Source organism: Pseudarthrobacter sp. MOO14, assembly GCF_058267675.1.
In genome coordinates this window covers 1,148,649-1,174,682 of record NZ_CM177849.1, presented here as the reverse complement: position 1 = coordinate 1,174,682, position 26,034 = coordinate 1,148,649, and the positions used below count along the sequence as shown (strand labels likewise).

Sequence of the window (26,034 nt, the reverse complement as noted above, 5' to 3'; positions counted from 1 at the left end):
GGCCGTTTTCTTCGCCGTGCCGCTTCCCGGGCGGATACTGTAGAAACCATGACGTCTACCATCGCCGCCGAAACCGTAAGGCCGGAACGCAATATCCCCGCAGAGATCGCCCGTTCGTGGCTCCTCGTCAATGCCATGAAGCCGGAGCTCTTCGACCAGTCGGCCGTGTCCCGGGCCGATTCGATCATCCTGGATATTGAAGATGCCGTGGACCCGTCGCAGAAGGACCAGGCCAGGGCCAATGTGGTGGACTGGCTGACCGCCGGCGGCCAGGCCTGGGTCCGGATCAACGACGCCACCAGCCCGTTCTGGGCCGATGACCTCGCGGGCCTGCGCGGCACCCCGGGCCTGCTGGGGGTCATGCTCGCCAAGACCGAGTCGGCTGACCAGGTGACCGAGAGCTTTCACCGCATGGACGGCAAGACCCCGGTGATCCCGCTGGTGGAATCCGCGGTCGGCATCGAGGAAGCCAACAACATCGCCAAGGCACAGGGCGCGTTCCGGCTGGCGTTCGGTTCCGGCGACTTCCGCCGCGATACCGGCATGGCCGCCACCCCGGAGGCCATGGCCTACCCCCGCGCCAAGCTGGTGGTCGCCAGCCGGGTGGGCAACCTGCCGGGCCCCATTGACGGCCCCACCGTGGGCACCAACCACCCCATCCTGCGCGAACAGACCGGCATCACGGTGATGATGGGCATGACCGGCAAGCTCTGCCTGGCGATCGACCAGACCCCGGTGATCAACGAGGTCATCAGCCCCACCCCGTCCGACGTCGCCTGGGCCACCGACTTCATGAACGACTTCGAAGCCAACGGCCGCGTCATCCGTGACGGCTCCGACCTGCCCCGCCTGGGCCGCGCCGAGAAGATCATGAAGCTCGCCGTAGCCTTCGGGGTCCAGCCGGCCCTTTAACGCCGCCCCGTTCCCGCAGGAGACCCCGTTGACCGATACCCCCTATCTGGTCCACGGGGTCTTTTGGGATGGGGTGCCCGCCTCCCCGGCGGCGCAGGCGTCCACAGCAGCGCACGACGCCGGCAGCCCGGTTTTGCGCCTGCAGTCACCGGACGGGGACTTCCGGGAGCTCAGCCTCACGCCGCGGGCACGCCTGGGCTTCGAGGTGGCCCGTCCCGGGAAATCCTGCCTGGGGCATACGGTGGTTCACTCGTCAACGCGGCGGGACCATATCCCTTGCGCCTCGGCGGCGGCCGCAGCCCGCGGAAAACAGTGCGAGCGGTGCTTCGTGCTGGACGAGTCCCGGCTGATGCATGATTTCCATCGTGGCGGCCGGGTCACGCCCGGCTTGCGGGACTACCTGATGCAGGAACACTGGCTGTATGTGGCCACCTTCGCAGGCGGCGCCACGAAGGTGGGAACGGCCTCCGGACCGCGAAAGTGGAACCGGCTGGCCGAACAGGGAGCCGCGGCGGCAACTTACGTCGCCAGGGCACGGGACGGAAAGGTGGTGCGTGTCCTTGAGGACCTGGTGACGGAGCAGGCCGGCCTGACCCAGCAGGTCCGGTCCGCGGCCAAGGCCGAGGCCCTGTTGTACCCCCTTCCGGCCGCCGAATTGACGGCCGTCAACGCCCGCGCCGCGGGTGAGGTGCGGGCCCTGCTGGCCCGCACCGCCGTCGAGGGCTTCGACGCCGTGTCGGAGCAGTGGGTACGGCCGGTGCATGCCGGGGCCCTCCATGCGGCCGGGCCACGCCACGCGTACCCGCACGCATTGGACCGGGGGTGCCACGGCTTCGACGTCGCGTCCCTGAGCGGAGCGAATGCCCTGGCCCGGCTGGACGGCACGGACGCCGGGTTCGTGGTCAACCTGTCCCAACTGGCCGCCAGGACCATCGTGCTGGGGGAGTACGCCTCACCAGTGCCGGCACTTCAGGAAGCCCTGTTCTGACCCGCCGGGTTTGCCGGGCCCCCGGGCTCGGTAGACTTGGACGGTGCTGAACGAATTCTGGGCCACCGCGCCAACCCGCTACAAAGTCCTGGTCTTCAGCGCGATGGGACTGATTGCCGTCGGCATTGTCCTCAACCTCATCGGCAACACCGGCGGCAACCAGGGCCTGGCCATGGCTTCCCTGCCCCTGATCGGGCTGGGCCTGGTGCTGCACGTCGTCGGCATGGTGGTCCGCGGCCAGTCCATCCGGAAGAACCTCCGCCGGTAGCGTTTCGGCGCGCGTTTCCTGCCGCCAACGCGCTGAGGATAGGCTGGAATCCATGACTATCAATCCGGACCTGCAGGGCCGCAGCTACCCTGCCGCAGAGGTGTACGACGTTGGCCGGGAGAAAATCCGCGAGTTCGCATGCGCCGTGAAGGCCACGCACGCTGCACACTTCGACGTTGAGGCAGCAAAGGCGTTGGGCCACCGCGATCTCGTGGCCCCACCCACGTTCGCCATCATCATCGCCCAGCGGGCCGATGCCCAGCTCATTGAGGATCCGGAAGCCGGAATCGACTTCTCCCGCGTGGTCCACGCCGACCAGCGGTTCACCCACCACCGCGCCATCGTGGCCGGAGACCGCCTCGTCGCGGAGCTGCACGTCGACGGTGTCCGGGCCATGGGCGGCGGCGCCATGATCACCACCCGCTCAGAGATCTTTGCCCTCGGCGACGGGGATTCCCGCGAGCAGGTCACCACCACCACATCATCCATCCTGGTCCGCGGAGAGGGACAGTAACCATGCGCCCCAGCCTCACTGAACTCAGCCCCGGCCAGGACATCGGCAACCGCACCATCGAGGTGACCCGCACGGACCTGGTCAAATATGCCGGCGCCTCCGGGGACTTCAACCCCATCCACTGGAACGAGGCTTTTGCCACCAGCGTGGAACTGCCCGGTGTCATCGCGCATGGCATGTTCACCATGGGCTCTGCCGTCCAGCTGGTCACCGATTGGGCGGGCGACCCTGCCGCCGTCGTCGATTTCCAGACCCGCTTCACCAAGCCCGTCCTGGTCACCGATACCACAGGCACCACGGAACCCGGCGCCACCGTGGAGGTCAGCGGCATCATCGGAAAGCTCGATGCCGAGGCCAACACCGCACGTATTGACCTCACGGTTGTGGCCGCGGGGCAGAAGGTGTTGATGAAGGCCCAGGCACTGGTCAAGCTGGCCTGACCGGGCGCTGGCATCCAGCCCGGCCGTTTTCACGGGTGCGGCTGTCTAATGCGGTTGAGGGAGGACGCCCCGCGGGCATCCTCCCTCAACCTTTTTGGCACGTGTGGGTCAGGAAGCGGCGGCGGCGTTGTAGGCCGACTGGATGACCGAGCCCCAATACGGGCCGTACATGGTGGTGGAGTTGCTGCCGTAGCCATAGCTGTTGACCGAGTTCTGGTAACCGCCCGCGGAGGTGCCAATGAACCAAGGACCGCCCGACGAACCGCCGGTCATGTTGCAGGGGATGCCTTGGGTGTTGAACTGCGGGTTATAGGGATCGTTGGTGGCCGTCCCCGAGCAGCTCTTGAGGGATTCGCCGTTGAAAGGCGGCGCGGCCGGGTAGCCGAATGCCTTGTAGGCGAGGCCGCGGGCGGCATTGAACCGGACCCCGGAGGCGCCCACGACGTCCGCGAGGTTGCGGCCGTTCAGCGGCGACATGACGGCGAAACCGGTGTCGTACTGCATGTTGCCCGAGGAGCTCCACTGGGTGGGGGCGTAGAGGGCACGGGCCGTCCACTTGCCGTACGGGGCTGATCCGTTGAGGTAGGCGGGGACGAAAGTGAACCGGGTGGCGAAGGCGCCGGGGCCCTCGTTGATGCAGTGGCCCGCAGTGGACACAGTGCTCCGGTTCGCGGCGGCCACCGAGTTGGCCGAGCACACATAGTCGGTTCCGCCCAGGGTGAAGAACACCTTGCCGATATGCGGGACGGGGCTTTCGCTGGCGTTCGCCATCGGCTGGACCGTTGGATCCGATCCCTTGATTTTGGTTTCGGTGCCATTACTGGGCGTTTCCCCCAGCGGGGCAGCATTGCCCTTTTGCCGCTGCAGTGCCTTCTTGGCGAGCGCATCGCCCGGGACGGCTGCCCGCATCCGCTCCGGCGTCCAGTAGTCGGCGGCGTCACCGGTTGTCCTGGTGCTGCTGATCCCGGGAGTTGCGTCGTTCCCGGGGGCGGAGGGTGCCGCTGTTGCGCCGCCGGCCGAGGAGAAAGCGAACACTGCGGCTGTCGATAGGCTCATGAGGCTCGTGGCCAGAGTCCTGGTAATGGTCATAGCAGTCCTATGCGGTATCGGGGAAAGCGGACCCAGGTCTGTGATCCGCTGGCTCGAAAATACGCACATATGACAACTTTGTAAATATTCAACACTGAGCTTGTTAGTTAATTGTTGATTCTGTTACTCCTTGCACGGCGGCGCTTGGCCGTGGCACCTTGGGCGTTCCCTAGTATTGTTGACGGGTGACTGCCACCAAGCTTTCCCAGCTGACCACGTCCGCCGTCGGCGGCCCCGCCGGCACCTTCATCGAGGCCCGGACCGAGGGCGAGATTATCGACGCCGTCAGGTCGGCGGATGCCGCCGGCGAGCAGGTCCTGATCATCAGCGGCGGCTCCAACCTTTTGGTGTCCGACGACGGGTACCCCGGGACCGTGGTCAAGATCGCCTCGGAGGGCTTCACCGTGAATGCGGAGGACTCGTGCGGCGGCGTGGCCGTCGTGGTGCAGGCAGGCCACAATTGGGACCGGTTGGTGGAGTACGCCGTTCGCCATGCCTGGTCGGGGATAGAGGCCTTGTCCGGTATCCCTGGCTCCACCGGGGCCACGCCCGTCCAAAATGTGGGAGCGTACGGTGCCGAGGTATCCCAGACCATCGCCGCCGTCCGCACCTGGGACCGGGAACGGAACGCGGTGCAGACGTTTACCAATTCCGAACTTGAATTCGGCTACCGTGACTCCATCCTGAAGCGGACCACCGTTGACGGTTCCCCCCGGTACGTTGTCCTTACTGTTGAATTCCAGCTGCCGCTGGGCCGCATGAGCGCGCCCATCCGGTACGCCGAGCTGGCCCGCTCCCTCGGCGTCGAGGTGGGCAAGCGCGCTTACGCCAATGACGTCCGCCGGGAAGTGCTCCGCCTGCGCGCCTCCAAGGGGATGGTGTGGGACGCCGCCGACAGGGATACCTATTCCACCGGGTCGTTCTTCACCAACCCCATCGTCCCGGCGGACGTGGCCGACACGCTGCCCGAATCGGCTCCCCGCTATCCGGCAGGAGGGGACGGACTGGTGAAACTCTCGGCAGCGTGGCTGATTGACCAGGCCGGGTTCGGCAAGGGGTTCGGGCTGGAACCGGGAAGCGTATCCGCGGGCCGCGCCTCCCTGTCCACCAAGCACACGCTCGCCGTCACCAACCGCGGCTCAGCCAGCGCGGCGGACATGGTGGCCGTGGCGCGGGAGGTGCGCACCGGCGTCGAACGCCGTTTTGGGATCCTGCTGCACCCCGAGCCGCTGCTTATCGGACTGGAACTCTAAGGGACCGGGTGTAGCTCCGGGCAGCCGTGCCCCGGCCTAGGATGGGGCCATGGCTGCACGAGGTGCCCTGCGCGACCGCAGGATGATAGGCAGGCTGCGGCTCGCGTCGCAACGGCTTGCGGGCGGAAGCGGCACGGTGCCGGAACTGGTCCGGTGGATGACTGCCTTGCAGGCGCAGGACCTGCCCGCAGCCCTGTGGGCGGTGGGAGTGCGGATGCCTGGTGCCGGACTCACGGACGTGCGTGCCGCCATCAACACCGGCGCGGTGGTGCGGTCCTGGCCTATGCGCGGAACGCTTCATCTGGTGGCGCCCGAAGACCTGCGCTGGATGCTCGACCTAACGGCCGATCGGCTCACCCGGAGCATCGCTGCCCGGCACCGCCAGCTGGACATTGCGTGGGCGGACGTTGAGAAGGCGCGGGACATTGCCCTTGACCGGATCCTGGCGGATGGCCCCATCAGCCGCCCGGAATTGTTCCGGGAATTCGACGCCGGCGGCCAGCCGACCCAAGGGCAGCGGGGCGTCCACCTCCTGGGCTCGCTCTGCCGGCACGGCTGGCTGGTGCTGGGCCCCCTGGCCGGGAACCAGCAGCTGATCGCCGCGTACGACCAGTGGATACCCTCGTCCCGCCGCCTGGACCGGGAGGAGGCACTGGCGGAATTCCTGCTGCGCTACCTCCGCAGCCACGGCCCGGCCACGCTCCGGGACTTCGCCTGGTGGACGCAGCTGCCGCTGACCGAGGTGAGGTCCGCGCTCATGGAGGTCAGGGCGCAACTCGCTCAGCTGGAATGGGAGGGGACCACATACTGGATGTCGCCCGAGACGGCGTCCCTCATCGATACCGGCCTGCCGGGCGCCCGCTCCGTGCACCTGCTGCCCGGGTTCGACGAGTTCGTCCTCGGCTACACTGACCGCACGCCCGTCCTGGCCCCGGAGCACTTCGACCTGATCGTTCCGGGCGGCAACGGCATCTTCAAGAAAACCCTGGTGGCCGCGGGAATGGTGGCTGGCACCTGGACGGTCCGGGGCACCGGCCGGAGCGCCGTCGTCGTTCCCGAAATGTTCGACGCAGCCGCGGCGTTCGGCCCGGCAGCCCAAAGAGCGCTTGCCAAGGCCGCGCGGGAGTATCTGGAGTTCCTGGCCCGCTAGGTTGTCGGAAGCGGCTTCGCAGCTGCCGGCGGCGTCCACCGCCGGGCGGCACGCTGCCCTGCAAAGGCACTCGCGGCGATCGTGACCAAGGCCCCGAGCAGCACTGCGGCGCCCTCCCCGGGCAGCAGCCCCCCCGTCCGGGTTCCGATGCTGGCCGCGGCCACCGGGATACCAAGCTGGGCAGCGGACAGCACGCCGAGGATGGCCGGCACGCCCAGCAGGCGGAGGACCACATGAATGAGCAGTGATCCGCCACCGAGGCACAGTCCCAGCAGGATCATGCCAGGGTGCACCGCCAGCTCGCTTAGGTTCAGCGAGGCGCCCAGGCACACAAAGAAGACAGGGCCCAGGAACCCGTCGCTGACCGCGAACAACTGGTGGGCAAGGCGCCGGGGCTCACCCACGGCTGCCACCACCAGGCCGAAGGCGAAGCCGGCCAACATGATGGATACGTTGTTCAGCACGGCCAGTCCGGCCAGCGCGAAGAGGATTGCCAATTGGATCCGGAGTTCCAGGGCGAACCTCCGGTTTTCCGACAGTTTATGCAGCCTGGCCCGGGCGCCTGACTGCTCGGCGCGCCGCAGCAGCAGGAACAGCACCACTGAGCAAAGCGCGACGGCGAGGGAGCCTACCGCGGCCCGGCCGGCGTTCACGGGGTCCAGGGCAAGGGGGAGCGCCACGATGCAGGCGACATCGGCGATGGCCACCTGTGCCGTCATGGCCAGCACGGGAGGGCCGCTGAGGCCCAGGGAGTCAACGATCGGCAGGAGCATCGCCGCCGAGGAGGAAGCGAGCAGGACCGCGTAGAGCGGGGCATGGCCGGTACCGAAGGCCGCCGCAACTGCAACGCCGGTGGCGGCAGCCAGGACCGCAGCCACCCCGGCCTGCACCGCACCGTGGCCGAGGGCTGCCCGGATCCTGGCGTCCCTGACGGGCACATGGGTACCGACGACAAACATCAGCAGCGCAAAGCCGACGTCGGACAGGAGCCGCAGCGTGGGGTCGGAGGCGTCGACCAGGTTCAGCCCGCTACGGCCAATGGCGACGCCGGCGAACAGCTCGCCGGCCACCACTGGAACCCGCCATTTGGCAGGCAGCGCCAGCAACGGGCCGGCCATGGCCACCACGGTGATCAGGGCGAGGACCAGGAATGCCATGATCTGCCTGCGCGGCGGCCGGGCCGGCTGTTACAGGTTGCCGGTGGCGATGTTGAGCATGCGGCGCAGCGGCTCGGCGGCCCCCCAGAGGAGCTGGTCGCCCACGGTGAAGGCGCTGATGTACTGCGGGCCCATTTCCATCTTGCGGATGCGGCCCACCGGGATGTCCAGGGTTCCGGAGGCGGCGACGGGGGTGAGGTCGGCCATGGAGGCTTCCTTGGTATTGGGAACCACCTTGGCCCACTGGTTGTCCTCGTCCAGCAGCTTCTCGATCTCGGCCACGGACAGGTCCTCGCGGAGCTTGAGGGTGAGGGCCTGGGAGTGGGAACGCATGGCGCCGATACGGACGCAGAGCCCGTCCATGATCACCCGGTTTTCGTCGGAGTTGCCCAGGATCTTGTTGGTTTCAACCCCGGCCTTCCACTCTTCCTTGGACTGCCCGTTGCCCAGGTCCGCGTCGATCCAGGGGATCAGGGAGCCGGCCAGGGGGACGCCGAACTGGGTGGCGCCGATGTCCGTGCGCTGGTGGGCGAGGACCTTGCGGTCGATGTCCAGGATGGCCGATGCGGGGTCGTCCAGCTCCGTGCTCACCTCGGCGTTGAGCGTGCCGAACTGGCTGAGCAATTCACGCATGTGCCGGGCTCCGCCGCCGGAGGCAGCCTGGTAGGTCATGGAGGTGCCCCACTCCACCAGCCCGTTCTTGAACAGGCCGCCCAGGCCCATGAGCATGCAGGACACGGTGCAGTTGCCGCCAATGAAGTCCTTGGTGCCGTTGACCAGGCCCTTGTCGATGACGTCGCGGTTGATGGGGTCCAGGACGATGATGGAGTCGTCGCTCATGCGCAGGGTGGAAGCGGCGTCGATCCAAAGGCCGTCCCAGCCGCGGCTGCGCAGTTCGCCGTGGACCTGCTTGGTGTAGTCGCCGCCCTGGGCAGTGACGATAATGGGCAGCTTGGCCAGCGTGTCGACGTCGAAAGCGTTCTCGAGCTTGCCGGCGCTGCCTCCTGCTGTTCCGGCAATCGACGGCGCGGCACCTCCGGCGTTGGAGGTGGAGAAGAACACCGGGTTGATGTTGGCGAAGTCGCCCTCGTCCTGCATGCGCTGCATGAGGACGGAGCCGACCATGCCGCGCCATCCGACCAGGCCGACGGAAGGGGTAGCTGCTGTAGTCATTCGACCAGTTTAGACTTCGGAACCAGCCGGGCGCAGTCGGTTACGTCACGGCCGGCCGGGCCCTCCCCGTCAAGGTGGCGGGCGCCTCGTGCGGCCATGCGGTTCATTCACTGAGGGGTCCTGCTCCGGGTTCCGGCGCATGCCTTTCCTTCCGCAGTTTCTTGGCCCGGTACTCGTCCCTCGCCATGCCGAAGGTATACCAGGCTCCAAAAATGCCGAATGCAGTGAGGACCAAGGCGCCCCAGAACGGCTGGCCGCCGTCCGGCAGGGGCCTGAGCAGTATAACGAGGGAAAGGAGGGTTAAGAGCACCATGACGCCGGTCAGGATCCCCATACCCCACCAGGTTTGGACCTGTACGTGGCCACGGCCTGGGGAAAACCCAATTTCGTCGGCGGGGTAACTGTGCAATTCGCCGGTGCTGGTGGTGCGCAGCACCCGCTTTTCACCCCGTGCAAGCGCGGCCTTGTGTTCGGCGTGAACGGCGTCGTTGCGCCGCTCGCGGTCACGGTCGAAGGTCACAGTCAGTCCTGACGGATGGCGCGGATTTGGTGAAGGAGGCCGGCGTCGTCCACGCCTTTGGTTTCAGCGATGTCTGCCTGCCTGGGTGTGGAGGTACCAGTGGTCCATGATCCGTCGCCGCCATTTTTCACGTACAGGGTCTGTCCGGTGGGATCCTCGCGGCGGCGGAGAGTGGCGCCGCCCCCCGGGTTGCTGTCCAGGTGCTGCTTGATAACCATGAGGTTGGCTTCGGCGGCGGTAACGTCCGGCCGCTGGGCCATTGCCCACCACGTGAAGTAGGAGCGGGGCTGGAACAGCAGATGGATGTCGTCATTTTCCATGAAGACCACGCTGTCGCCCCCTTCGGCCGTCAGCAGCGAGATCTCAATGCGACGGAGGGCGGAGGAGAGCAGGGCAGCCACGGCAGCAGTGGGTCCTGACACTGAGAGGAGCCCGTCATTTTCGGCTTTGGCCAAGCCTCGGGCCACCAGTGACGACGCGCCTGCACTCACCATGTCCGTATTGTCCATATAGCCGTCCACCCTCAGTGCTTCAGCGCTGAGGACCGCAGCGTCCCCGCCCTGGAGGCTTGCAAGGGTAACCATTTCGGCAAAGCCATATCCGATCGCATCAGGGATGGTGGCGGCTTCCGTCGCTGTCTCAGTCATCGTCCATACCTCTCGTTGTGGGCTCAGAATCCAAAGAAGTCGCCGACTTTTTCGGCGGCGTCCCCAGCGCCTTCCCAGACTTCCTTGGCACCGTCAGCGATGGACCCGCCGATGGCATTCACTGTTTCCTTGACTATGGGCACATTGTCATAGATGGCCAACGCTCCGGATGCGACCATGGCCGCCGTTCCGACAGGCGGGGGAGCGAAACTTACCACTCCGAGGCCGGCCTTGATTCCAGAGTAGACGGCGGCCCCTGTGTCGCCCTCCTTTGCGTTGTTGACGGTGTCCAAAACGTCAAGACCCACCCCGATTCCACCCAGGGCCCTGCCACCAAATTTGAAGAACTCCGCCGCCTTGCCACCTTCGGCGAGACGCAAGGCCGTATCCCACCTGCCGTCGAACAGTTCCGATGAAGTGTTGAAATACTGGCTCAACATGTTCGTGTTCTGGAATGCTTTTGCCACGTTCTGGAAGTCCCTGGAGAACAGGAACTCACCGAGGTTGTCTGCCTTGCTAATGAAATGGGGAAGATCGAACAGTCCTGCCCGAAGGTTCGGCAACGCTTTGGTGAGGTTGTAGATGTCCCAGCCGCTGCGGAAAGGGGAGTTGGGATCCGTGAGCCAGCCCGGGCCCCACGGATCATTGCTGCCCTGACCCGGGATTGGCGGGCGGGGACCGTTGTTGCCGGCGGGAGAGCCGTTGCCAGGTCCTCCGCCGGCGCCGGAGCCGGTGCTGGCCTTCTCCTGCTCGTCCGCGTTCCTGAGCAGGACTTTGGACTCCTGCTTCAAGCGGGCGACGGTTTGTTGAAGGAGCGTGCGGTGGCTGCTGTTCCAGTCAGACCGGAACCGCTGGGCGTCAGCGCCCTTCCATGCCGGATTGTTGTTGATCTGGCTGCTTAGCTGCGTCGACTGCTGCTGCAACAGGTCGGCTGTCTTGTTGAACTGCTGCGCAAGGGCCCGCAGTTGCACGACGTCGGCGCCCCACAAAGTTCCTGCCACCAGGATTCCCCCCAATATTTTATTCGACAGCCCCCAGAGTGCCGCGTGCCCAGCCTAGGCCAGGACCGGGCTACCCGCGATGGGGTGGCCTCCCCATGCCGCTGCCGTAAGCGCTAGCTTTGGTCCGACTGCTCCAGCACGGCAGCTTTCCGGGCGCGCAGCGCAAAGAACGCGCCGAAGGTGAACACCTGAGTGACCACCACCAGCACGATGGCCCCGGCGATCTTGTTGCCGCCCAGGATCATGGTCAGCCCCACGATCGCGGACAGCAAGGCCAGCAGGGGCAGCAGCATGTAGCCCAGGACGAACAGGGTTTCGGGTTTCTTCAGCATGTTCCTAGCCCTCGGTCCGTGACCATGTGGTGAATCGGTAGCGTGTGCCGTTGGCGGCAGTCAGCCAGCCGTCCGGCGGGACGGCGGCCGTGGCCTCCCAACTGGGGCCAAGCTCCGGGGCGAACGTGTCGCCGTCGGCTTTCACATCGATGGTGGTGACCACCGCGACGTTGGCGAGGTCCGTGGACTGGCGGAAAACATCGCCGCCTCCCAGGATCCAGACTGTCTCGCCGCCGTCGACGAACTGCGACTCAAGGAGCGCGTCATCCAGGGAGGGAACCACCACGGCGCCCTCCGCCTCCGGCGTGCCGGCCCAGCTTTTCTGCCGGGTGATGACGATGTTGGTGCGCCCCGGCAGCGGACGGTACTTGTCCGGGAAGGACAGCCAGGTCTTGCGGCCCATGATGACCGGGTGCCCGGTGGTCAGCCGGTTGAAGTGCTTGAGGTCCTCCGGCAGGTGCCAGGGCATGTCTCCGTCCATCCCGATGACCCCGTCAGAGGTCTGGGCCCAGACCAGGCCCACGCCGGTGACGGAGGCGGCCAGTTCCTCCGTGAAGGACTGCGGATCGGTGAAGTTTTCGGTGCTCATACCGCGATCGGCGCCTTGATGGTGGGGTGGTGCTGGTAGCCCACCACATCGAAGTCCTCCAGCGTGTAGTCGAAGATCGACGCGGGCTTCCGGGTGATCGTCAGCTGAGGATACTCGTAGGGCTCGCGTTCGAGCTGCTTGAGGACCTGGTCCATGTGGTTTTCGTAGATGTGGACGTCTCCGCCGGTCCAGACAAACTCGCCGGGTTCGAGCCCCACCTGCTGGGCGATCATGCAGGTGAGCAATGCGTAGGAGGCGATGTTGAACGGCACGCCCAGGAACATGTCAGCCGAGCGCTGGTAGAGCTGGCAGGAGAGCTTGCCGTTCGCCACGTAGAACTGGAAGAACGCATGGCAGGGCGGGAGCGCCATGTCGTTGAGCTCGGAGACGTTCCAGGCGGACACAAGGTGCCGGCGGGAATCCGGGTTCGACTTCAGGTTCTCGATGAGTTCGGCGATCTGGTCGATGTGGCCGCCGTCGGGGGTGGGCCAGGAACGCCACTGCACGCCGTACACCGGGCCCAGGTCGCCGTCTTCGTCGGCCCATTCGTTCCAGATGGTGACGCCTTGGTCCGTCATCCACTTGATGTTGGTCTCGCCGCGCAGGAACCACAGAAGTTCCACCGCCACGGACTTGAAGTGGACCCGCTTGGTGGTGATCAGCGGGAAGCTCCTGGAGAGGTCAAAGCGAATCTGGCGGCCGAAAACGCTGGTGGTTCCGGTGCCGGTGCGGTCCGATTTATGGGTGCCGGTGGCCAGGACATCGCGAAGGAGGTCTTCATAAGGCGTAGGGATGCTCACGCCCCAAGTCTACTGGGTGGTCCCAACGAAAGGCTGGCTTCGGGGCCCCGGGCAATGACGGAGACCGGGGCCACTGCGATCAGTACGGCGGTGGCGGTCAACAAGGCGCCGAGGCCGGATGCCCCCTGCCACACCGCGTCCCATGGGCCTGGACCGGAAGCCGCCGGCCGCCCAAGGGTGGGCCCCGCGCTCATCAGGAGCACCCCCGCTTGGGCAGCGAAGAAGGCTGTCAGCGTCCGCGCCACACGGTATACCGTGATGGCCCGGAGGGCTGCGTCGAGTCCCGGAACCCCGGGCGCAACACTGCGGCGGCGCCTCGCGAGCGCGAGGGGGACGGCAGAGAGGAGCGCTGTGCCTGCGCTGGCCCATACTGTCACTTCCCACGCGGCCTGCACCCCGAGTTCATCCTGCCGGCCCGCGACACAGGCGATCACCACCGTCAGGAGAGCTGCCGCTGCCACAAGAGCCACCATCAAGGCGGGATGCACGGGCTGCCGGGGCCAATGCCGGGGCGCGCCAGCCCAGCCGTGATTGCGGTGCATCACCAATTCCCCGAGTGAAACAACGGCCGGCACCGCAGCCGCTGACACGGCCGCCACCGGGGCGGCATGCCCTGTCACCGCCCACGGGACGAAAATAGCCACCGGCACGGGAACGAACGCCGCGAGCCCCATGGCCGGTCCCACTGATACAGCCAGCATCGTCTCGGGCCGGGCAGTGACCTGGGCGGACTTGCGGGGTGGCCGTTGGCCCGGGAGGGCAGGCGGGCGCCAGAGGAACATCACCACCAGGACCACCAGGTTTAGGGCACCGGCAGGATTGGCCCAACTGTTGGTTCCGGCGGCCGGATCGGGACGCGCTGCGTGGTTTCCGGCGATCGCCCCCAGCCCGGACGCCACAGTTGCCACCGTCCGGAGGAGGCGGTTGCCGGCGATTATCCGCAGCAGGTGATCCTCCCTCGGAGTCAGGCCGGTGAGAGGCGGCCGGCGGGCGGCCAAGGCCAGGACGAACAACGTCCCTGCCGCCAGGACGATCAGGGCGCCGCCCAGGTACGGTGCCAGCTCCTGGCCCGGGATGCGCCCTTCCCCACCGAAAGTGGTGAAACCCCCATGGCCGTCGGGCCGTGACTCGTAGGCGCGGGAAGGAAAACCCGGCAGCGCGGACATCCACGCGATGAGCGCGGCGGCTCCCGCGAAAATGGCCGCCACCGTCCATCCAAGGCGGCGCGGAACGATGTCACGGATCCGCCGCCGGGGTCCGCCTGGAGTGTCCGGTGGCGACTGCCGCCGGGGATAACTCAGTTGCCCAAGGACATGCGCAGCCAAGCAACCGAGGACCGGCCAGGCAAGGGCAGGAAGGATGGCTGCCGGGATGGCCGCTGAGTGGGGGAGGGGAATGATCCCTGCGTTCGCGGCGGGCACCAGGGAACTGGCAAGCCACCCGACCAGCCCCGCCAGGAAGGCGTGGCGCGACGCCGACGCCCTGGGGCTGCCCTCCCTCGCTCCCCGGATGACCCTCGAGAGGAGCCAGTACACTCCACCGGCCAGGACAAGGGGCCACAGCAGGGCCAGCGGTGGAACGTCGTCGAAAACAGCGATGGTGGCAGCGTGCACGTTATCCCCCCAGAACAGTGCGTGGTCCCCCAGTCAAGACGGACTGGAGCCCTCGGTCAAGCCGGTGCCCGGTTAATCGTCGAACGGCTTGAACTGTTCCACAGCCACGATCCGCTTCTTCCCGCCATGGGTTACATGGCACACCACCAGCTCGCCGGGGGAGAGGAAGGGCTCGTCCGCGGGCAACAATTTCGCCAGGTGCGAAGGCATGTGGCCGGCAAGCTGCTTGAGGACTGTCGGCAGGGCCGGCCGGTGGGTGCAGGCAACCACCGGCCGCTGCTTGTCGAAGAGCGATTCGATGACGGCCGCCGTTTTGCGCGGGCTCCGCTGGTGCCTGTGCTCGGTGAGGCCTTCGGCGAGCTTCACCTTTGCCCCGGTGGCCCGTGCGTACGGAGCAACGGTGGCAACGCAGCGCAGCCACGGGCTGGTGACCACCCGCATCGGCTTCCATGCCTGCAGGAGCCTGCCCACGGCCTGCGCCTGCCGGGTCCCGGTGGCAGCCAGCGGCCGCTCGCCCTCGGCCTTGCTCCAGGACGAACGGGGTTTGGCCTTGGCGTGGCGGAGTACCACCAGGGGCCACGTGTCCAGGCTGCCGCGGCCATGCGCGTCCCGCAGGTACTCCAAAGGGACGACGTCGGACGGGTTGGACAGCAGGCGGGCTGCCTTGTCGGGGCCGCACCACATCACGCTGTCCACCTCCTTGCCGTCCGGAACAAGCCCATTTCCGTTGACCTTGACCGCCCAGTAGTGGACCTTCTTGAGGCCGGAGGCGACGTGGTAGTGGATGGGCGGCAAGGGAATTCCCAGCGGCGCGTCGAGGCCGATCTCCTCGCGCACCTCCCGGACAGCGCATTCCGGGACCGTTTCGCCGTCGTCGATCTTTCCCTTGGGCCATGACCAGTCGTCATAGCGCGGCCGGTGGATCAACAGGACTTCCAGCCGGTCTTTGTTGACCCGCCACGGGATGGCACCCGCAGCCGTCACGGCTACGGGTTCCCCCGGGTGGTCAGTCTGGTCGGCTACGAGTGCATCGCTCGACAATGCGCTGCCTAGCGCCGGCTCAGGCTGCGCTGCCGCGGCCGGGACGCCAGCAACCAGGACTGGACATCCTCAAGCGGCTTGCCGTCGTCGGAAAGGTGGTGCCGGGTCCAGCGGCCCTCGTTGTCCAAGTGCCAGCTGGACGTTTCCGGGTCCATGTAGCGCTGCAGGAGGTCAAGGACATAGGTGATGTCGTCCGCACTGCTCAACTGGACCAGTGCCTCCACCCGGCGGTCCAGGTTGCGGTGCATCATGTCCGCCGAACCGATGTACACCACGGGGTCGCCGCCATTGGCAAAGGCGAAGACCCGCGAGTGTTCAAGGAACCTGCCCAGGATGGAGCGCACGGTGATGTTCTCGCTCAGGCCCGGGACGCCCGGGCGCAGCGAGCAGATGCCGCGGACGATGACGTCCACTTTTACGCCGGCCTGCGAAGCACGGTACAGCGAATCGATGATGGCCTCGTCCACCATCGAGTTCACCTTGATCTGCACCAGGCCGGGAACGCCCGCGCGCGCATTGCGGATCTCCGTCTCGATCCGGTCGATGAGTCCCGAGCGGACGGACCGGGGCGCTACGAGCAGACGCTTGAAGGTGGACTTGGGGGCGTAGCCGGAGAGCTGGTTGAACAGCTTGGAAAGGTCCTCGCCCACCTGGTCGTTCGCGGTCAGGAGGCCCAGGTCCTCGTAGTACCGGGCGGTCCGGGGGTGGTAGTTGCCGGTGCCGATGTGGCAGTAGCGGCGCAGCCCGTCAACCTCCTGGCGCACCACCAGCGAAAGCTTGCAGTGCGTCTTCAGGCCGACGATGCCGTACACCACATGGACACCTGCCTGCTCCAGCTTCCGGGCCCAGGAAATGTTGGCCTGCTCATCGAAGCGTGCCTTGATTTCCACCAGGGCCAGGACCTGCTTGCCTGCCTCCGCGGCGTCGATCAGGGCATCGACAATGGGGGAGTCCCCGGACGTGCGGTAGAGGGTCTGTTTGATCGCCTGGACCTTTGGATCCGACGCCGCCTGCTCCAGGAACGCCTGCACCGAGGTGGAGAAGGAATCGTACGGGTGGTGCAGCAGGATGTCCCGGCGCCGCATGGCAGCAAAGACGTTGGCGGCCTTGGAGGTTTCGGACTCGTTAAGGTACCGCGACGTGTGCGGCATGTGCTTGGGGTAGTGCAGGTCGGCGCGGTCGATTCCGGCAATGACTGACAGGCCACGCATGTCCAGCGGCGCGGGGACGGAATACACCTCGGATTCCTCCACCCCCAGTTCGCGGATCAGGAGTGCACGGATGTTTGGGTTGATGTCCGTGGTCACCTCAAGCCGCACCGGAGGGCCGAAGCGGCGGCGCAGCAGTTCCTTCTCCAGCGCCTGCAGGAGGTTCTCGGCGTCGTCCTCCTCCACCTCCACGTCCTCGTTGCGGGTAACGCGGAAGGTGTGGTGCTCCAGCACTTCCATGCCGGGGAACAGCTTGTCCAGGTGGACGGCAATGACTTCCTCAAGGGCGATGAACCGTGCCACCCGCCCGGGAACCGCACCGGCCCGCGGACCGTCGATGGAAATCAGGCGGGGAAGCTGGTCAGGCACTTTGACGCGGGCGAAGAGCTCCTTGTCGCTGACCGGGTTCCGGACCACGACGGCAAGGTTCAGTGACAGCCCGGAGATGTACGGGAACGGGTGCGCCGGGTCCACTGCCAGCGGCGTGAGGATGGGGAAGACCTTCTCGGCAAACATCACGCTGAGTTGCTGCTGGGCGGCGTCGTCCAGTTCGCCCCACTGCATGACGTGGATGTGCTCGTACGCCAGTGCCGGGCGGATCTGGTCGGCGAAGACCTGGGCGTGCCGCTCCTGCAGCCGGTGGGCTTCGTCGCTGATCCGCTCCAGCACCTCCACCGGGCTGAGTCCGGCGGGCGACGGAACGGCGAGGCCGGTGGCGATGCGCCGCTTGAGGCCGGCCACGCGGACCATGAAAAATTCGTCCAGGTTGGAGGCGAAGATGGACAGGAAGCTGACGCGTTCAAGGAGGTGAAGGGTGGGGTCTTCGGCCAGCTCCAGCACCCTGGAATTGAATGCGAGCCAGCTCAGTTCGCGGTCCAGGAATCGGTCCGGCCGGATGTCGCCCTCAGGCTGCAGGTTGGGCGCGAATTCCGGGATGTCGATGCGGTCCTGGGTGGCCCGTGCCGCAGGGACCTCGGAGGAGCCGAAGCGCGCCCGGGCAGGCAACGCAACATCCTGGGACGTGGCTGTTCCGGAGGGTTCCGGGTTCATGGCTTCTCCTTATGGCTGGCGCTGTGGTGCCGGCGCTTCCGCCCCGCGCGGCTCCATTCCAACCTTACAAGCATTCACCGGCCCCACGGCCCTGTTTAACGCACCGCCGGGCTTTGTCCCGGGGCCCGTAACCTAGCCTGCAGCCGGGCCATACATGACGTCCATGTCCCAACGGGTGAACCCCAGCCGCCGGTACAGCGCAACTGCCGCAGTATTGTCCGCATCCACGTACAGCATGACCCCGCTGAGGCCGGAGTCGCGCAGGTGCTTGATGCCGGCGATCGTCAGGGCCTTGCCCAGGCCCAGGCCCTGCGCCTCCGGCGCAACACCAACCACGTACACCTCGCCGATGGCCGGATGCTCTCCGTGACGCGGGTGGACCTTGGTCCAGTGGTAGCCGAGCAAACGCCCTTCACGGTCCTCGGCCAGGAAGAACCCGGCCGGATCGAACCAGTCCTCCGCCATCCGGGCGTCCAGGTCCGCACGGGTCAGGTTTCCTTGCTCGGGGTGGTGTGCGAAAGCCGCCCGGTTCGCTGCCAGCCAGGCCTCCTCATCCTTGCCGGGCACGAAGGCGCGGATGGCCACACCGTCCGGCAGTCCGGCGTCGGGCAGCTCGGCGCCGGCCGTCGTCATCCGCATCTTCCACAATTCGCGCACCGGCGCGTAGCCGTACCGGGCCGCGAGGTCCGCGGCTGCTTCATGGTTTCCATGGGACCAGGCTTTCAGCCCGTCGAAGCCCCGCACCTCCTTGAGCGCGCCCACCAGCCGGTCCGCCACGCCCTGGTTGCGGTAGGAGGGGTGCACGGCGATCTCCAGGACACCGTTGCCGTCCGGCTCGTCCACCACCACGGCGAACCCGGCCAGGTCCTGGCCGGTGGCGGGGTCGGAGTCCTCGTCCGGCGCGTACAGGGCCAGCGTCAGCAGGGTGTGGTCCGGCGAGTCGCCGGCGCGCATGGTCACCAGGGTCTGTTCGGAGATCGAGGGATTGCCGTCCGATTCCTCGGCCGCCGCAAGGAGGTCGCGGCAGTCTTTCAGGAGCTGCTGGTCAACGCCGCCCCGGACAACATGGACGGGCCACTTCTGCGGATGCGCTGGAGTCATGAGCCAAGGCTATACGGCGAAGGCGTGCAGGGCTCAGGCTTCGGTAAGTTCGTCTTCCTGCTGCCTGACCAGGGTGAGGCGGTAGCCCACGTTCCTGACCGTGCTGATCAGGTTCTCGTGGTCCGCGCCAAGCTTGGCGCGAAGCCGGCGGACGTGGACATCGACGGTGCGGGTGCCGCCGTAGTAGTCGTAGCCCCAGACTTCCGTGAGCAGCTGCTGGCGGGTGAAGACGCGGCCGGGATGCTGCGCCAGGTACTTCAGGAGCTCGAACTCCTTGAAGGTCAGGTTCAGCGGTGCGCCGTTGACGCGTGCCGTGTAGCTTGCTTCGTCGATGATCACACCGGCCGCCCGGATCTCGCTGGGCGCGTCCTCCTGTTCCGGGACGGCCCGCGCCACGGACAGCCGGATGCGGGCTTCCACCTCGGCGGGTCCGGCAGAATCGAGGACGATGTCGTCAACGGCCCACGCCGAGGAAACCGCCGCCATGCCGCCCTCGGTGAGGATCAGGACAAGGGGGGCGCTCAGTCCGGTGGCCTTCAGCAGCTGGGTGAGGGAACGGGCACCCACGAGGTCTTTGCGCGCATCCAGCAGGACGATGTCGCACGGGTCAGTCTCCAGCAGGGCAGTGGGTTCCGCGGGCAGGATATGGACCCGGTGGTTCAGCAGCTCAAGGGCAGGCAGGATGTCCACCGAAGAACCGGTGCTGTTCGTCAGTAACAGGATGTGCGACATTGTTCCTCCAAGGGCCGTCCGCGCATCTTTGGGCGACTGAACCGGATTCTCACCGGCCGGTACGGGCTTCCTGCGGGAGGTTTGTGGACCGTCAGCGCGCCGCCGGCCAGCCACCTCAGCAGGGAGCGTAGCTGAACCTTGAGTATACCCGGCACCCCCTTCCAAGCCACAGATTGGGGCCCTGGACAGGTACGTTTTGCGACATAAGCGGTTCATATAGGGCAGGATTGGAGCAGGGCGGACCAGCCCTGCCACGAGGGGGCGGACCAGCCTTCCAGCCGACGCCAGGATGGGAAATCAGCGCAGTGAGTGCACCGACAAAGCACAGGCCGGGCCCCGGATGACGGCGGAACTGCAGTCACCTGTGCGGTCACTTGGCTCCTGGACCATCGGGGTCGTCGGGATCGCCGGGCTCATTGCCATCATCGCCGGCGTCTATTCCTCCCCGGAAGCCCTGGCCGCCGTCGGCATCCTGATCGCCGCAGCCGTGGGCATCGGGTGGCCGCACTTCCTCCGCATTCCGGCGAAGAAGACCCTGGCCGCCGTGATCGCCCTGCCGGGAGCCGCCGCCGCGGTCTGCGCCTCCGTGGCCCCGCCCCCCGGCTACCTCGACTGGACGCCCGCCTTCGTCGCCCTGGGCATGATGGCCGTCTTCGTGGTGCAGCTCATCCGCGGCACCGGCCAGGCGCAACGGCTGGAATCCACCCTCGGGTGCTGTGTCGGTGTCCTCCTGTCCTGCCTCGGCGCCGGCTGGATAGCCGGCGCCCGGTTCAACGGCGTCCGCGAAATGCTCCTGGTGGCCGCGATCAGCGCCGCCGTAGCGCTCCTTGCCGGGCTCATCCAATGGCCGGACAGCATCGTCGCGCCCCTGGGCGTTGTGCTGGCCGGCCTGGCCGGTCCGCTCGCCGGCCTGGTCCTGTCGGACATTGCTGTCCTGCCCGCGGCCGTCTTCGGCGTCATCGTCGGTGCGGTCCTGGCCAGCTTCCGCAGGCTCGCGACACTGCGCGGCGCACCGTTGAATATGCCGGCAGCCTTGAGCATGGGCCTGGCCCCGGTCTCAGCCGTAGGATCCCTGGCGTACTTCATAGACAAACTACTCATCTACTAACGGGTTAGGATTGCACCATGTCCGTACTTGCATTTGAAATCTTCTTCCTCGTCCTGCTCGGTATCGCGAGCGTTTCCATGGCCTGGTTTGCCGGTTTCGTGGTCTACCGCCTCTTCAAAGGCCAGAAGTAGCCACATCCTTTCCCACCGCCGTATCTCGAGGTAATAGACAGTGCCCATTGAGATTCCCACAGACCTGACTCCCGAACTCGTCCCCCTATCCTGGCTCATAGGTGAGTGGGAAGGACGCGGCCGGCTGGGCAGCGGTGACGAGGATTCCGAGCATTTCCTGCAGCACGTGTCCTTCACCCACAACGGGCTGCCGTACCTCCAGTACCGCGCCGAAAGCTGGTTGACCGACGACGACGGCACGCGGCTGCGGCCGCTCACCGTCGAGACCGGCTTCTGGGCGCTGGAGCGCAAACAGCTGGACGCCGACGGCGGCCCGGGGCTGGTGCCGGCAGACATCGTTCCGGTGTTGAAAAGCGCCGACGAGGTGGAGGCGCTGCGCAACAAGGACGGCGGCTTCGACATCTCCGTATCCATCGCCCACCCTGGCGGCATCACGGAGCTGTACTACGGCCAGATCAAGGGACCGCAGATCCAGCTGACCACCGACATGGTGATGCGCGGCAGCCATTCCAAGGACTACAGTGCCGCCACCCGGATCTTCGGCCTGGTGGACGGGAACCTTTTGTGGCGGTGGGACGTGGCAACGGGTGGAGAGGCCGGAAAAGGGCTGGAGGCCCACGCCTCTGCATTCCTGAAAAGAGTTTCCTGACCCGGAAAGGCCCCGCCATGGAAGACGGAACGGAACACGCAGGCAAGCCCACCAGCTACAGCGACCTCAAGGCCGTCTTCTTCAACGGCACCCTGAAGAAGTCACCCCAGACCTCCAACACCGAAGGGCTGATTACCATCAGCCGCCGGATCATGGAGAAGCAGGGCGTCAGCACCAGGCTCATCCGCACTGTCGATCACGACATCGCCACGGGCGTCTACCCGGACATGACCGAGCACGGCTGGGCCACCGATGAATGGCCGGAGATTTACCCCGCCGTCCAGGAAGCGGACATCGTGGTGGTGGCCGGCCCCATCTGGCTGGGCGACAACTCGTCCCAGACCAAGAAGCTGATCGAGCGCCTCTACGCCCACTCCGGCCAGCTCAACAGCCAGGGCCAGTGGGCGTTCTACCCGAAGGTCGGCGGCTGCTTCATCACCGGAAACGAGGACGGCATCAAGCACTGCGCCATGAACGTCCTCTACAGCCTCCAACACATCGGCTTCAGCATCCCGCCGCAGGCCGACGCCGGGTGGATCGGGCCGGTAGGGCCCGGCCCCAGCTACCTGGACGAGGGCTCCGGCGGCCCGGAGACAGACTTCACCAACCGGAACACGACGTTCATGACCTGGAACCTCCTGCACCTGGCCAGGATCCTCAAGGATGCCGGAGGCTACCCGGCCTACGGCAACCTGCCCGGTGAATGGGAGGCCGGTACGCGGTTCGATTTTGAGAACCCGGAATACCGCTAGCGTTGGCTGAACCTTCACAACCCGGAATACCCCGCTGCTAAAGGACGTTGCCGCCAATATGAGTACGCCCAGCCCTTTGTTGTCGCGTCCCGGCGCCGTTGAGGCCGCCGGCCCCGACGCCGGTGTCGCCGCCCACTACGGCGAGCCGTTGCGCGAGCAGCGCGCACTCGCTGCCGGAACCGCCGTCGTCGACCTGTCACACCGCGGTGTGGTCACCGTCACCGGACCGGACCGGTTGAGCTGGCTCAACACCCTCTCGTCCCAGCAGGTGGCAGCCCTGGCGCCGGGTGAGTCCAGCGAACTGTTGCTGCTCAGCGTCCAGGGGCGCATCGACTTTGATGCCAGGGTTGTTGACGACGGCGGGACCACCTGGCTGATCGTGGAGGCCGCCGAGGCTGCACCGCTGGCCGAGTACTTGAACCGGATGAAGTTCATGCTGCGGGTGGACATCGCCGACGTCTCCGCCGATTGGGCCGTGGTGGGCAGCACCACGGCGGTTCCCGAATGGGCCGGACGCCTTGCCTGGCAGGATCCCTGGCCGCATGTCTCGGCGGGCGGGTACTCATACGCCACTGTGTCCGAGGAAAACCACCCGGGCCTTGAGCGTCCCTGGTTCGAATACCTCATCCCCGCCGAGGAACTCGAGGCCGCAGTCGCCGGACGCCCGCTGGCCGGAGTGCTCGCGGCCGAAGCCCTCCGCGTCGCTGCCTGGCGCCCCAGGATCGGCGCAGAAACCGATGACAAGACCATCCCGCACGAACTCGACCTCCTGCGCACCGCGGTGCACTTGGCCAAGGGCTGCTACAAGGGACAGGAAACCGTCGCCCGCGTGCACAACCTTGGCCACCCGCCGCGGCGGCTGGTGTTCCTGCAGTTGGACGGTTCGCAGCACACACTGCCCGCGGCCGGCAGCCCGGTCATGGCAGGGGAACGCAAAGTGGGCACGGTGACGTCCGTTGCGCAACACCACGAGATGGGTCCCGTGGCGCTGGCGGTCATAAAGCGTTCCGTGGCGCCGGATGAAATACTGACGGTCCTGGACGGCGATGAACCGTATCCGGCCGTCCAGGAGCTCATTGTCGCCCCGGACGCCGGCCAGGTTGTTGGGCGGCAGACCGGATTCCTGAGAGGGCCCCGCTGATGACAGACCACACCGCACCGGGTATTGCGCCGGAGGCCACGCAGGACAATGATGCCGCGGTGGCGCTGGCGCACTCGCTGTTCCAGGCGGCCCGCGACGGCAACGACGCCCTGCTTGGCGCCTACCTTGAAGCCGGGGCGCCGGCAACCATGACCAACGCCACAGGAGACTCCCTGCTGATGCTGGCCGCGTACCACGGCCACGTCGATACGGTGGAGTTGCTCCTTAAGCACGGCGCCGACGCCAACACTGCCAACGACCGTGGCCAGACCCCGCTTGCCGGGGCAGCCTTCAAGGGCTACCCGGACGTGGCCCGTGTCCTGCTCGACGCCGGAGCCGATCCGGATGCCGGAGCGCCGTCGGCACGGGCCGCGGCCCAAATGTTCGCCCGCGCGGAGATCCTGGATCTGCTGGGCTAGCGCTTTCGCCGGGTCCGCCCGGCACCAATACCAAAATTTCAAAGGATGATCGAGTGGAAAACGTAGCGAAGCCCTGGCCGGCCCTGTGGTCCCTGGTGATCGGGTTCTTCATGATCCTGATCGACACCACCATCGTGTCCGTGGCCAACCCCCGGATCATGGAAGGCCTGGACGCGGACATCAACTCGGTCATCTGGGTGACCAGCGCCTACCTGCTGGCCTACGCTGTCCCGCTGCTCATCACCGGCCGCCTCGGCGACAGGTTCGGGCCCAAGAAGCTGTACCTCTCCGGCCTGGTGGTCTTTACGCTGGCCTCGCTGTGGTGCGGCCTGTCCGGCGACGTCCGGGTCCTGATCGCGGCCCGCGTGCTCCAAGGCCTCGGCGCCGCCATGATGACTCCCCAGACCATGGCTGTCATCACCCGCATCTTCCCGCCGGACCGCCGCGGCTCTGCGATGGCAGTCTGGGGCGCAACCGCCGGTATGGCGACCCTCGTCGGGCCCATCCTCGGCGGCGTCCTGGTGGACGGGCTCGGCTGGGAATGGATCTTCTTCATCAACGTCCCGGTTGGCTTGGTCGGGTTCATCCTGGCGTGGCGCAACGTGCCGGCACTGAGCACGCACCCGCACAAGTTCGATATCCCCGGGGTCCTGCTCAGCGCCGTCGGCCTGTTCCTGCTGGTTTTTGGCATCCAGGAAGGCGAGACCTACAACTGGGGCACCATCACCGGACCCATCAGCGTATGGGGCCTGATCATCGCCGGCATCGTGGTGCTGGCGGCCTTCGTGGCGTGGCAGCGCTTCAACAAGGGTGAACCGCTGCTTCCCTTGGCGCTGTTCAAGGACCGGAATTTTTCGCTCGCCAACATCGGGATCACCACGGTGGGCTTCACCGTGACCGCCTTCAGCCTGCCGCTGATCTTCTACTACCAGCTGGTCCGGGGCCTGACTCCCACCCAGTCCGCCCTGATGATGGTGCCCATGGCCCTGATATCCGGCGGACTCGCACCCGTCGTGGGCAAGCTGGTGGACCGCGTCAACCCCAAATACATCACCGCCACCGGGCTCGTGCTGATGGCTGTGGCGCTGCTCTGGAACTCAGCCCTGATGCAACCGGACACACCCATCCTGATGTTCCTGCTGCCCAGTGCTGTCCTGGGCTTCGCCAACGCGGGCATCTGGGCCCCGTTGAGCACTACGGCCACCAGGAACCTGCCGCCACGGCAGGCCGGGGCGGGTTCGGGCGTTTACAACACCACCCGCCAGATCGGCGCAGTCCTGGGCAGTGCCGCCATCGCGGTGCTCATCCAGTCGCGGCTCGCGGCCGAACTGCCTGCGGGAGGCCCCGGCGGATCCGCCGGCGAAGGTCTGGCCATGGGCGGCTCGCTGCCCGAATTCCTGCACGGCGGATTTTCGACGGCGATGGGCCAGTCCATCCTGCTTCCCGCCGGGGTGATCCTGGTGGGGGCAGCCGTAGCGTTGTTCTTCGCAAAGCCGCAGCCCGTCCAGGGTTGGGGAGCGCCGGCCCAAGGCCAGCCGTCAGCGAAGGTGGACGCTGGTCTGGATTCCGCCGGCTGAAAGGCCAAGCTTCCGGGCCAACGCCAGGCAGCCCGTGTTGCTGACGTCCGCGCGCCACTGCAGCGTCAGTCCCGCTGCGAGTGCTTCGTGGGCCGCGATGGAGCCCGCCAGGGAACCAAGGCCGCGCCGGCGCCACTTCGGGTCGACCAAGACCCCCATGTTCGCCAGCAGGCCTTCCCACTCGCCGTAGGCCCCGCAGGCCAAGGGCACGCGCCGGCCATCCTGCTCGTGGACGATCGTGTACCGGTTTTCCAGGTCGGAGAGGCCAACTTCGTTGACGTCATCGGGCGGGCAGCGGCCCTCCAACTCGATGGCCTCGGGGTTGCCGTGGGACACGGTGAGCTCGTCGGAGGGCTGCTGCAGGGGCAGGTCGTCCGCGAAGAACAGTGCCGCGGCACCGAGGCCGTGACCGCCTCGGTCCCTGGTGAGGGTCAGGAGGGTCACGTGCTGGGCCATTTCCTCATCCGGGATGCCGGCGGCGGCGTCGATCACGCTCTGCGGCCCCACCAGCACCGAACTTCCGAAAAGCCGCACGAACTCAACGGTCCGGACTGACTCGTCGGCCCGCACAATCCGTTCGGCCGAGGCGAGTCCGGTCCCGAACGCGTCGTCGTCAAGGCCCAGCCGGCGTGCCCACGCCAACTGGATGATGGCAGCAGAGCCGGGGTCGAGTGTCATG

General features: G+C 66.7%; 28 protein-coding genes. 13 read left to right on the top strand and 15 right to left on the bottom strand.

Features of this window, described 5'->3' with window-relative positions:
* Positions 1-48: 48 nt before the first annotated feature.
* Genes AC4EEV_RS05440 through AC4EEV_RS05420 form a run of 5 tightly spaced genes read left to right on the top strand, consistent with a single transcriptional unit; the run spans position 49 to position 3,122 of the window.
* Entirely contained in the window at positions 49-912 is an 864-nt protein-coding gene (locus AC4EEV_RS05440; protein ID WP_018760509.1) for an HpcH/HpaI aldolase/citrate lyase family protein, read from the top strand.
* 28 nt (positions 913-940) lie between these two features.
* The gene (locus AC4EEV_RS05435) at positions 941-1,900 is read left to right on the top strand and encodes a DUF2797 domain-containing protein (protein WP_491330306.1); all 960 of its coding nucleotides are present in this window, start codon (positions 941-943) and stop codon (positions 1,898-1,900) included.
* 43 nt (positions 1,901-1,943) lie between these two features.
* Positions 1,944-2,168: a DUF3188 domain-containing protein gene (locus AC4EEV_RS05430; RefSeq protein WP_018760507.1), complete on the top strand. Its 225-nt coding sequence runs from the start codon at positions 1,944-1,946 to the stop codon at positions 2,166-2,168.
* Between the two features lie 52 nt (positions 2,169-2,220).
* Positions 2,221-2,682, top strand: coding sequence for an FAS1-like dehydratase domain-containing protein (locus AC4EEV_RS05425; RefSeq protein WP_491330305.1), 462 nt, complete (start codon positions 2,221-2,223; stop codon positions 2,680-2,682).
* 2 nt (positions 2,683-2,684) lie between these two features.
* Positions 2,685-3,122, top strand: coding sequence for a MaoC family dehydratase (locus AC4EEV_RS05420; protein ID WP_387456144.1), 438 nt, complete (start codon positions 2,685-2,687; stop codon positions 3,120-3,122).
* A gap of 108 nt (positions 3,123-3,230) precedes the next feature.
* Here the strand turns inward: AC4EEV_RS05420 and AC4EEV_RS05415 are convergent, their stop codons facing one another.
* A complete protein-coding gene (locus AC4EEV_RS05415; protein WP_109044339.1) occupies positions 3,231-4,211 on the bottom strand; it encodes a trypsin-like serine peptidase in 981 nt (326 codons plus the stop codon).
* A 185-nt stretch (positions 4,212-4,396) separates the two neighbouring features.
* Here AC4EEV_RS05415 and AC4EEV_RS05410 point away from each other — a divergent pair, with 185 nt between their 5' ends.
* Positions 4,397-5,464, top strand: a complete 1,068-nt coding sequence (locus tag AC4EEV_RS05410) for a UDP-N-acetylmuramate dehydrogenase (protein ID WP_018760503.1) — start codon at positions 4,397-4,399, stop codon at positions 5,462-5,464.
* Between the two features lie 49 nt (positions 5,465-5,513).
* Positions 5,514-6,614 (top strand): winged helix DNA-binding domain-containing protein, encoded by a 1,101-nt coding sequence (locus AC4EEV_RS05405; RefSeq protein WP_491330304.1) that lies wholly within the window; start codon positions 5,514-5,516, stop codon positions 6,612-6,614.
* Here the strand turns inward: AC4EEV_RS05405 and AC4EEV_RS05400 are convergent.
* From AC4EEV_RS05400 to AC4EEV_RS05340, 13 genes are all read right to left on the bottom strand, one after another.
* Positions 6,611-7,771 carry a cation:proton antiporter gene (locus AC4EEV_RS05400; RefSeq protein WP_491330303.1) on the bottom strand — a complete coding sequence of 387 codons (1,161 nt, stop codon included), beginning with the start codon at positions 7,769-7,771 and terminating at the stop codon, positions 6,611-6,613. The genes AC4EEV_RS05405 and AC4EEV_RS05400 overlap by 4 nt on opposite strands.
* 30 nt (positions 7,772-7,801) lie before the next feature.
* The gene (gene asd / locus AC4EEV_RS05395) at positions 7,802-8,944 is read right to left on the bottom strand and encodes an aspartate-semialdehyde dehydrogenase (protein WP_491330302.1); all 1,143 of its coding nucleotides are present in this window, start codon (positions 8,942-8,944) and stop codon (positions 7,802-7,804) included.
* A gap of 103 nt (positions 8,945-9,047) precedes the next feature.
* Positions 9,048-9,464 carry a hypothetical protein gene (locus AC4EEV_RS05390; RefSeq protein ID WP_018760499.1) on the bottom strand — a complete coding sequence of 139 codons (417 nt, stop codon included), beginning with the start codon at positions 9,462-9,464 and terminating at the stop codon, positions 9,048-9,050.
* A 2-nt stretch (positions 9,465-9,466) separates the two neighbouring features.
* Positions 9,467-10,111 carry a hypothetical protein gene (locus AC4EEV_RS05385; RefSeq protein ID WP_133830339.1) on the bottom strand — a complete coding sequence of 215 codons (645 nt, stop codon included), beginning with the start codon at positions 10,109-10,111 and terminating at the stop codon, positions 9,467-9,469.
* A gap of 23 nt (positions 10,112-10,134) precedes the next feature.
* Positions 10,135-11,112 (bottom strand): hypothetical protein, encoded by a 978-nt coding sequence (locus AC4EEV_RS05380; RefSeq protein ID WP_133830338.1) that lies wholly within the window; start codon positions 11,110-11,112, stop codon positions 10,135-10,137.
* A 113-nt stretch (positions 11,113-11,225) separates the two neighbouring features.
* On the bottom strand, positions 11,226-11,444 hold the full coding sequence (locus AC4EEV_RS05375) for an NF038396 family protein (RefSeq protein WP_018760496.1): 219 nt from the start codon (positions 11,442-11,444) through the stop codon (positions 11,226-11,228).
* Positions 11,445-11,448: 4 nt separating this feature from the next.
* Positions 11,449-12,033, bottom strand: coding sequence for a dihydrofolate reductase (locus AC4EEV_RS05370; RefSeq protein ID WP_491330301.1), 585 nt, complete (start codon positions 12,031-12,033; stop codon positions 11,449-11,451).
* A complete protein-coding gene (locus AC4EEV_RS05365; protein WP_491330300.1) occupies positions 12,030-12,833 on the bottom strand; it encodes a thymidylate synthase in 804 nt (267 codons plus the stop codon). The genes AC4EEV_RS05370 and AC4EEV_RS05365 overlap by 4 nt, the downstream gene beginning before the upstream one ends.
* Positions 12,830-14,446, bottom strand: coding sequence for a hypothetical protein (locus tag AC4EEV_RS05360; RefSeq protein WP_491330299.1), 1,617 nt, complete (start codon positions 14,444-14,446; stop codon positions 12,830-12,832). The genes AC4EEV_RS05365 and AC4EEV_RS05360 overlap by 4 nt, the downstream gene beginning before the upstream one ends.
* A gap of 72 nt (positions 14,447-14,518) precedes the next feature.
* Complete coding sequence (locus tag AC4EEV_RS05355) at positions 14,519-15,487, bottom strand: NUDIX hydrolase (protein ID WP_026264307.1); 969 nt, start codon at positions 15,485-15,487, stop codon at positions 14,519-14,521.
* Positions 15,488-15,495: 8 nt separating this feature from the next.
* Positions 15,496-17,745, bottom strand: a complete 2,250-nt coding sequence (locus AC4EEV_RS05350; RefSeq protein WP_018760491.1) for an RNA degradosome polyphosphate kinase — start codon at positions 17,743-17,745, stop codon at positions 15,496-15,498.
* A gap of 132 nt (positions 17,746-17,877) precedes the next feature.
* Positions 17,878-18,846, bottom strand: coding sequence for a mycothiol synthase (gene mshD, locus AC4EEV_RS05345; RefSeq protein WP_491330298.1), 969 nt, complete (start codon positions 18,844-18,846; stop codon positions 17,878-17,880).
* A 33-nt stretch (positions 18,847-18,879) separates the two neighbouring features.
* Positions 18,880-19,578 (bottom strand): winged helix-turn-helix transcriptional regulator, encoded by a 699-nt coding sequence (locus AC4EEV_RS05340; RefSeq protein WP_018769102.1) that lies wholly within the window; start codon positions 19,576-19,578, stop codon positions 18,880-18,882.
* A 340-nt stretch (positions 19,579-19,918) separates the two neighbouring features.
* Here AC4EEV_RS05340 and AC4EEV_RS05335 point away from each other — a divergent pair, with 340 nt between their 5' ends.
* The 6 genes from AC4EEV_RS05335 (at position 19,919) to AC4EEV_RS05310 (ending at position 25,355) form a co-directional block, all read left to right on the top strand.
* On the top strand, positions 19,919-20,686 hold the full coding sequence (locus AC4EEV_RS05335; protein ID WP_018760489.1) for a hypothetical protein: 768 nt from the start codon (positions 19,919-19,921) through the stop codon (positions 20,684-20,686).
* A gap of 171 nt (positions 20,687-20,857) precedes the next feature.
* Entirely contained in the window at positions 20,858-21,466 is a 609-nt protein-coding gene (locus AC4EEV_RS05330; protein WP_018760487.1) for a nitrobindin family protein, read from the top strand.
* A gap of 17 nt (positions 21,467-21,483) precedes the next feature.
* Positions 21,484-22,218: a flavodoxin family protein gene (locus AC4EEV_RS05325; protein WP_491330297.1), complete on the top strand. Its 735-nt coding sequence runs from the start codon at positions 21,484-21,486 to the stop codon at positions 22,216-22,218.
* Between the two features lie 58 nt (positions 22,219-22,276).
* Complete coding sequence (gene ygfZ, locus AC4EEV_RS05320) at positions 22,277-23,359, top strand: CAF17-like 4Fe-4S cluster assembly/insertion protein YgfZ (RefSeq protein WP_491330296.1); 1,083 nt, start codon at positions 22,277-22,279, stop codon at positions 23,357-23,359.
* On the top strand, positions 23,359-23,778 hold the full coding sequence (locus tag AC4EEV_RS05315) for an ankyrin repeat domain-containing protein (protein ID WP_491330295.1): 420 nt from the start codon (positions 23,359-23,361) through the stop codon (positions 23,776-23,778). The genes ygfZ and AC4EEV_RS05315 overlap by 1 nt, the downstream gene beginning before the upstream one ends.
* Positions 23,779-23,831: 53 nt before the next feature.
* Positions 23,832-25,355 carry a DHA2 family efflux MFS transporter permease subunit gene (locus AC4EEV_RS05310; protein ID WP_133830333.1) on the top strand — a complete coding sequence of 508 codons (1,524 nt, stop codon included), beginning with the start codon at positions 23,832-23,834 and terminating at the stop codon, positions 25,353-25,355.
* Here the strand turns inward: AC4EEV_RS05310 and AC4EEV_RS05305 are convergent.
* Positions 25,317-26,033 (bottom strand): GNAT family N-acetyltransferase, encoded by a 717-nt coding sequence (locus AC4EEV_RS05305; RefSeq protein ID WP_491330294.1) that lies wholly within the window; start codon positions 26,031-26,033, stop codon positions 25,317-25,319. The two genes, AC4EEV_RS05310 and AC4EEV_RS05305, sit on opposite strands and share 39 nt — an antisense overlap.
* Position 26,034: the final 1 nt, after the last annotated feature.

Bases quoted from the DNA above. Each gene is read 5' to 3' on its own strand.
- AC4EEV_RS05335 (WP_018760489.1), top strand. From the start codon at position 19,919: ATGACGGCGGAACTGCAGTCACCTGTGCGGTCACTTGGCTCCTGGACC.
- AC4EEV_RS05440 (WP_018760509.1), top strand. From the start codon at position 49: ATGACGTCTACCATCGCCGCCGAAACCGTAAGGCCGGAACGCAATATC.
- AC4EEV_RS05400 (WP_491330303.1), bottom strand. From the start codon at position 7,771: ATGGCATTCCTGGTCCTCGCCCTGATCACCGTGGTGGCCATGGCCGGC.
- AC4EEV_RS05375 (WP_018760496.1), bottom strand. From the start codon at position 11,444: ATGCTGAAGAAACCCGAAACCCTGTTCGTCCTGGGCTACATGCTGCTG.
- AC4EEV_RS05415 (WP_109044339.1), bottom strand. From the start codon at position 4,211: ATGACCATTACCAGGACTCTGGCCACGAGCCTCATGAGCCTATCGACA.
- AC4EEV_RS05340 (WP_018769102.1), bottom strand. From the start codon at position 19,578: ATGTCGCACATCCTGTTACTGACGAACAGCACCGGTTCTTCGGTGGAC.
- AC4EEV_RS05425 (WP_491330305.1), top strand. From the start codon at position 2,221: ATGACTATCAATCCGGACCTGCAGGGCCGCAGCTACCCTGCCGCAGAG.
- AC4EEV_RS05370 (WP_491330301.1), bottom strand. From the start codon at position 12,033: ATGAGCACCGAAAACTTCACCGATCCGCAGTCCTTCACGGAGGAACTG.
- AC4EEV_RS05305 (WP_491330294.1), bottom strand. From the start codon at position 26,033: ATGACACTCGACCCCGGCTCTGCTGCCATCATCCAGTTGGCGTGGGCA.
- AC4EEV_RS05405 (WP_491330304.1), top strand. From the start codon at position 5,514: ATGGCTGCACGAGGTGCCCTGCGCGACCGCAGGATGATAGGCAGGCTG.
- AC4EEV_RS05385 (WP_133830339.1), bottom strand. From the start codon at position 10,111: ATGACTGAGACAGCGACGGAAGCCGCCACCATCCCTGATGCGATCGGA.
- AC4EEV_RS05420 (WP_387456144.1), top strand. From the start codon at position 2,685: ATGCGCCCCAGCCTCACTGAACTCAGCCCCGGCCAGGACATCGGCAAC.
- AC4EEV_RS05350 (WP_018760491.1), bottom strand. From the start codon at position 17,745: ATGAACCCGGAACCCTCCGGAACAGCCACGTCCCAGGATGTTGCGTTG.
- AC4EEV_RS05315 (WP_491330295.1), top strand. From the start codon at position 23,359: ATGACAGACCACACCGCACCGGGTATTGCGCCGGAGGCCACGCAGGAC.
- mshD (WP_491330298.1), bottom strand. From the start codon at position 18,846: ATGACTCCAGCGCATCCGCAGAAGTGGCCCGTCCATGTTGTCCGGGGC.
- ygfZ (WP_491330296.1), top strand. From the start codon at position 22,277: ATGAGTACGCCCAGCCCTTTGTTGTCGCGTCCCGGCGCCGTTGAGGCC.
- AC4EEV_RS05325 (WP_491330297.1), top strand. From the start codon at position 21,484: ATGGAAGACGGAACGGAACACGCAGGCAAGCCCACCAGCTACAGCGAC.
- asd (WP_491330302.1), bottom strand. From the start codon at position 8,944: ATGACTACAGCAGCTACCCCTTCCGTCGGCCTGGTCGGATGGCGCGGC.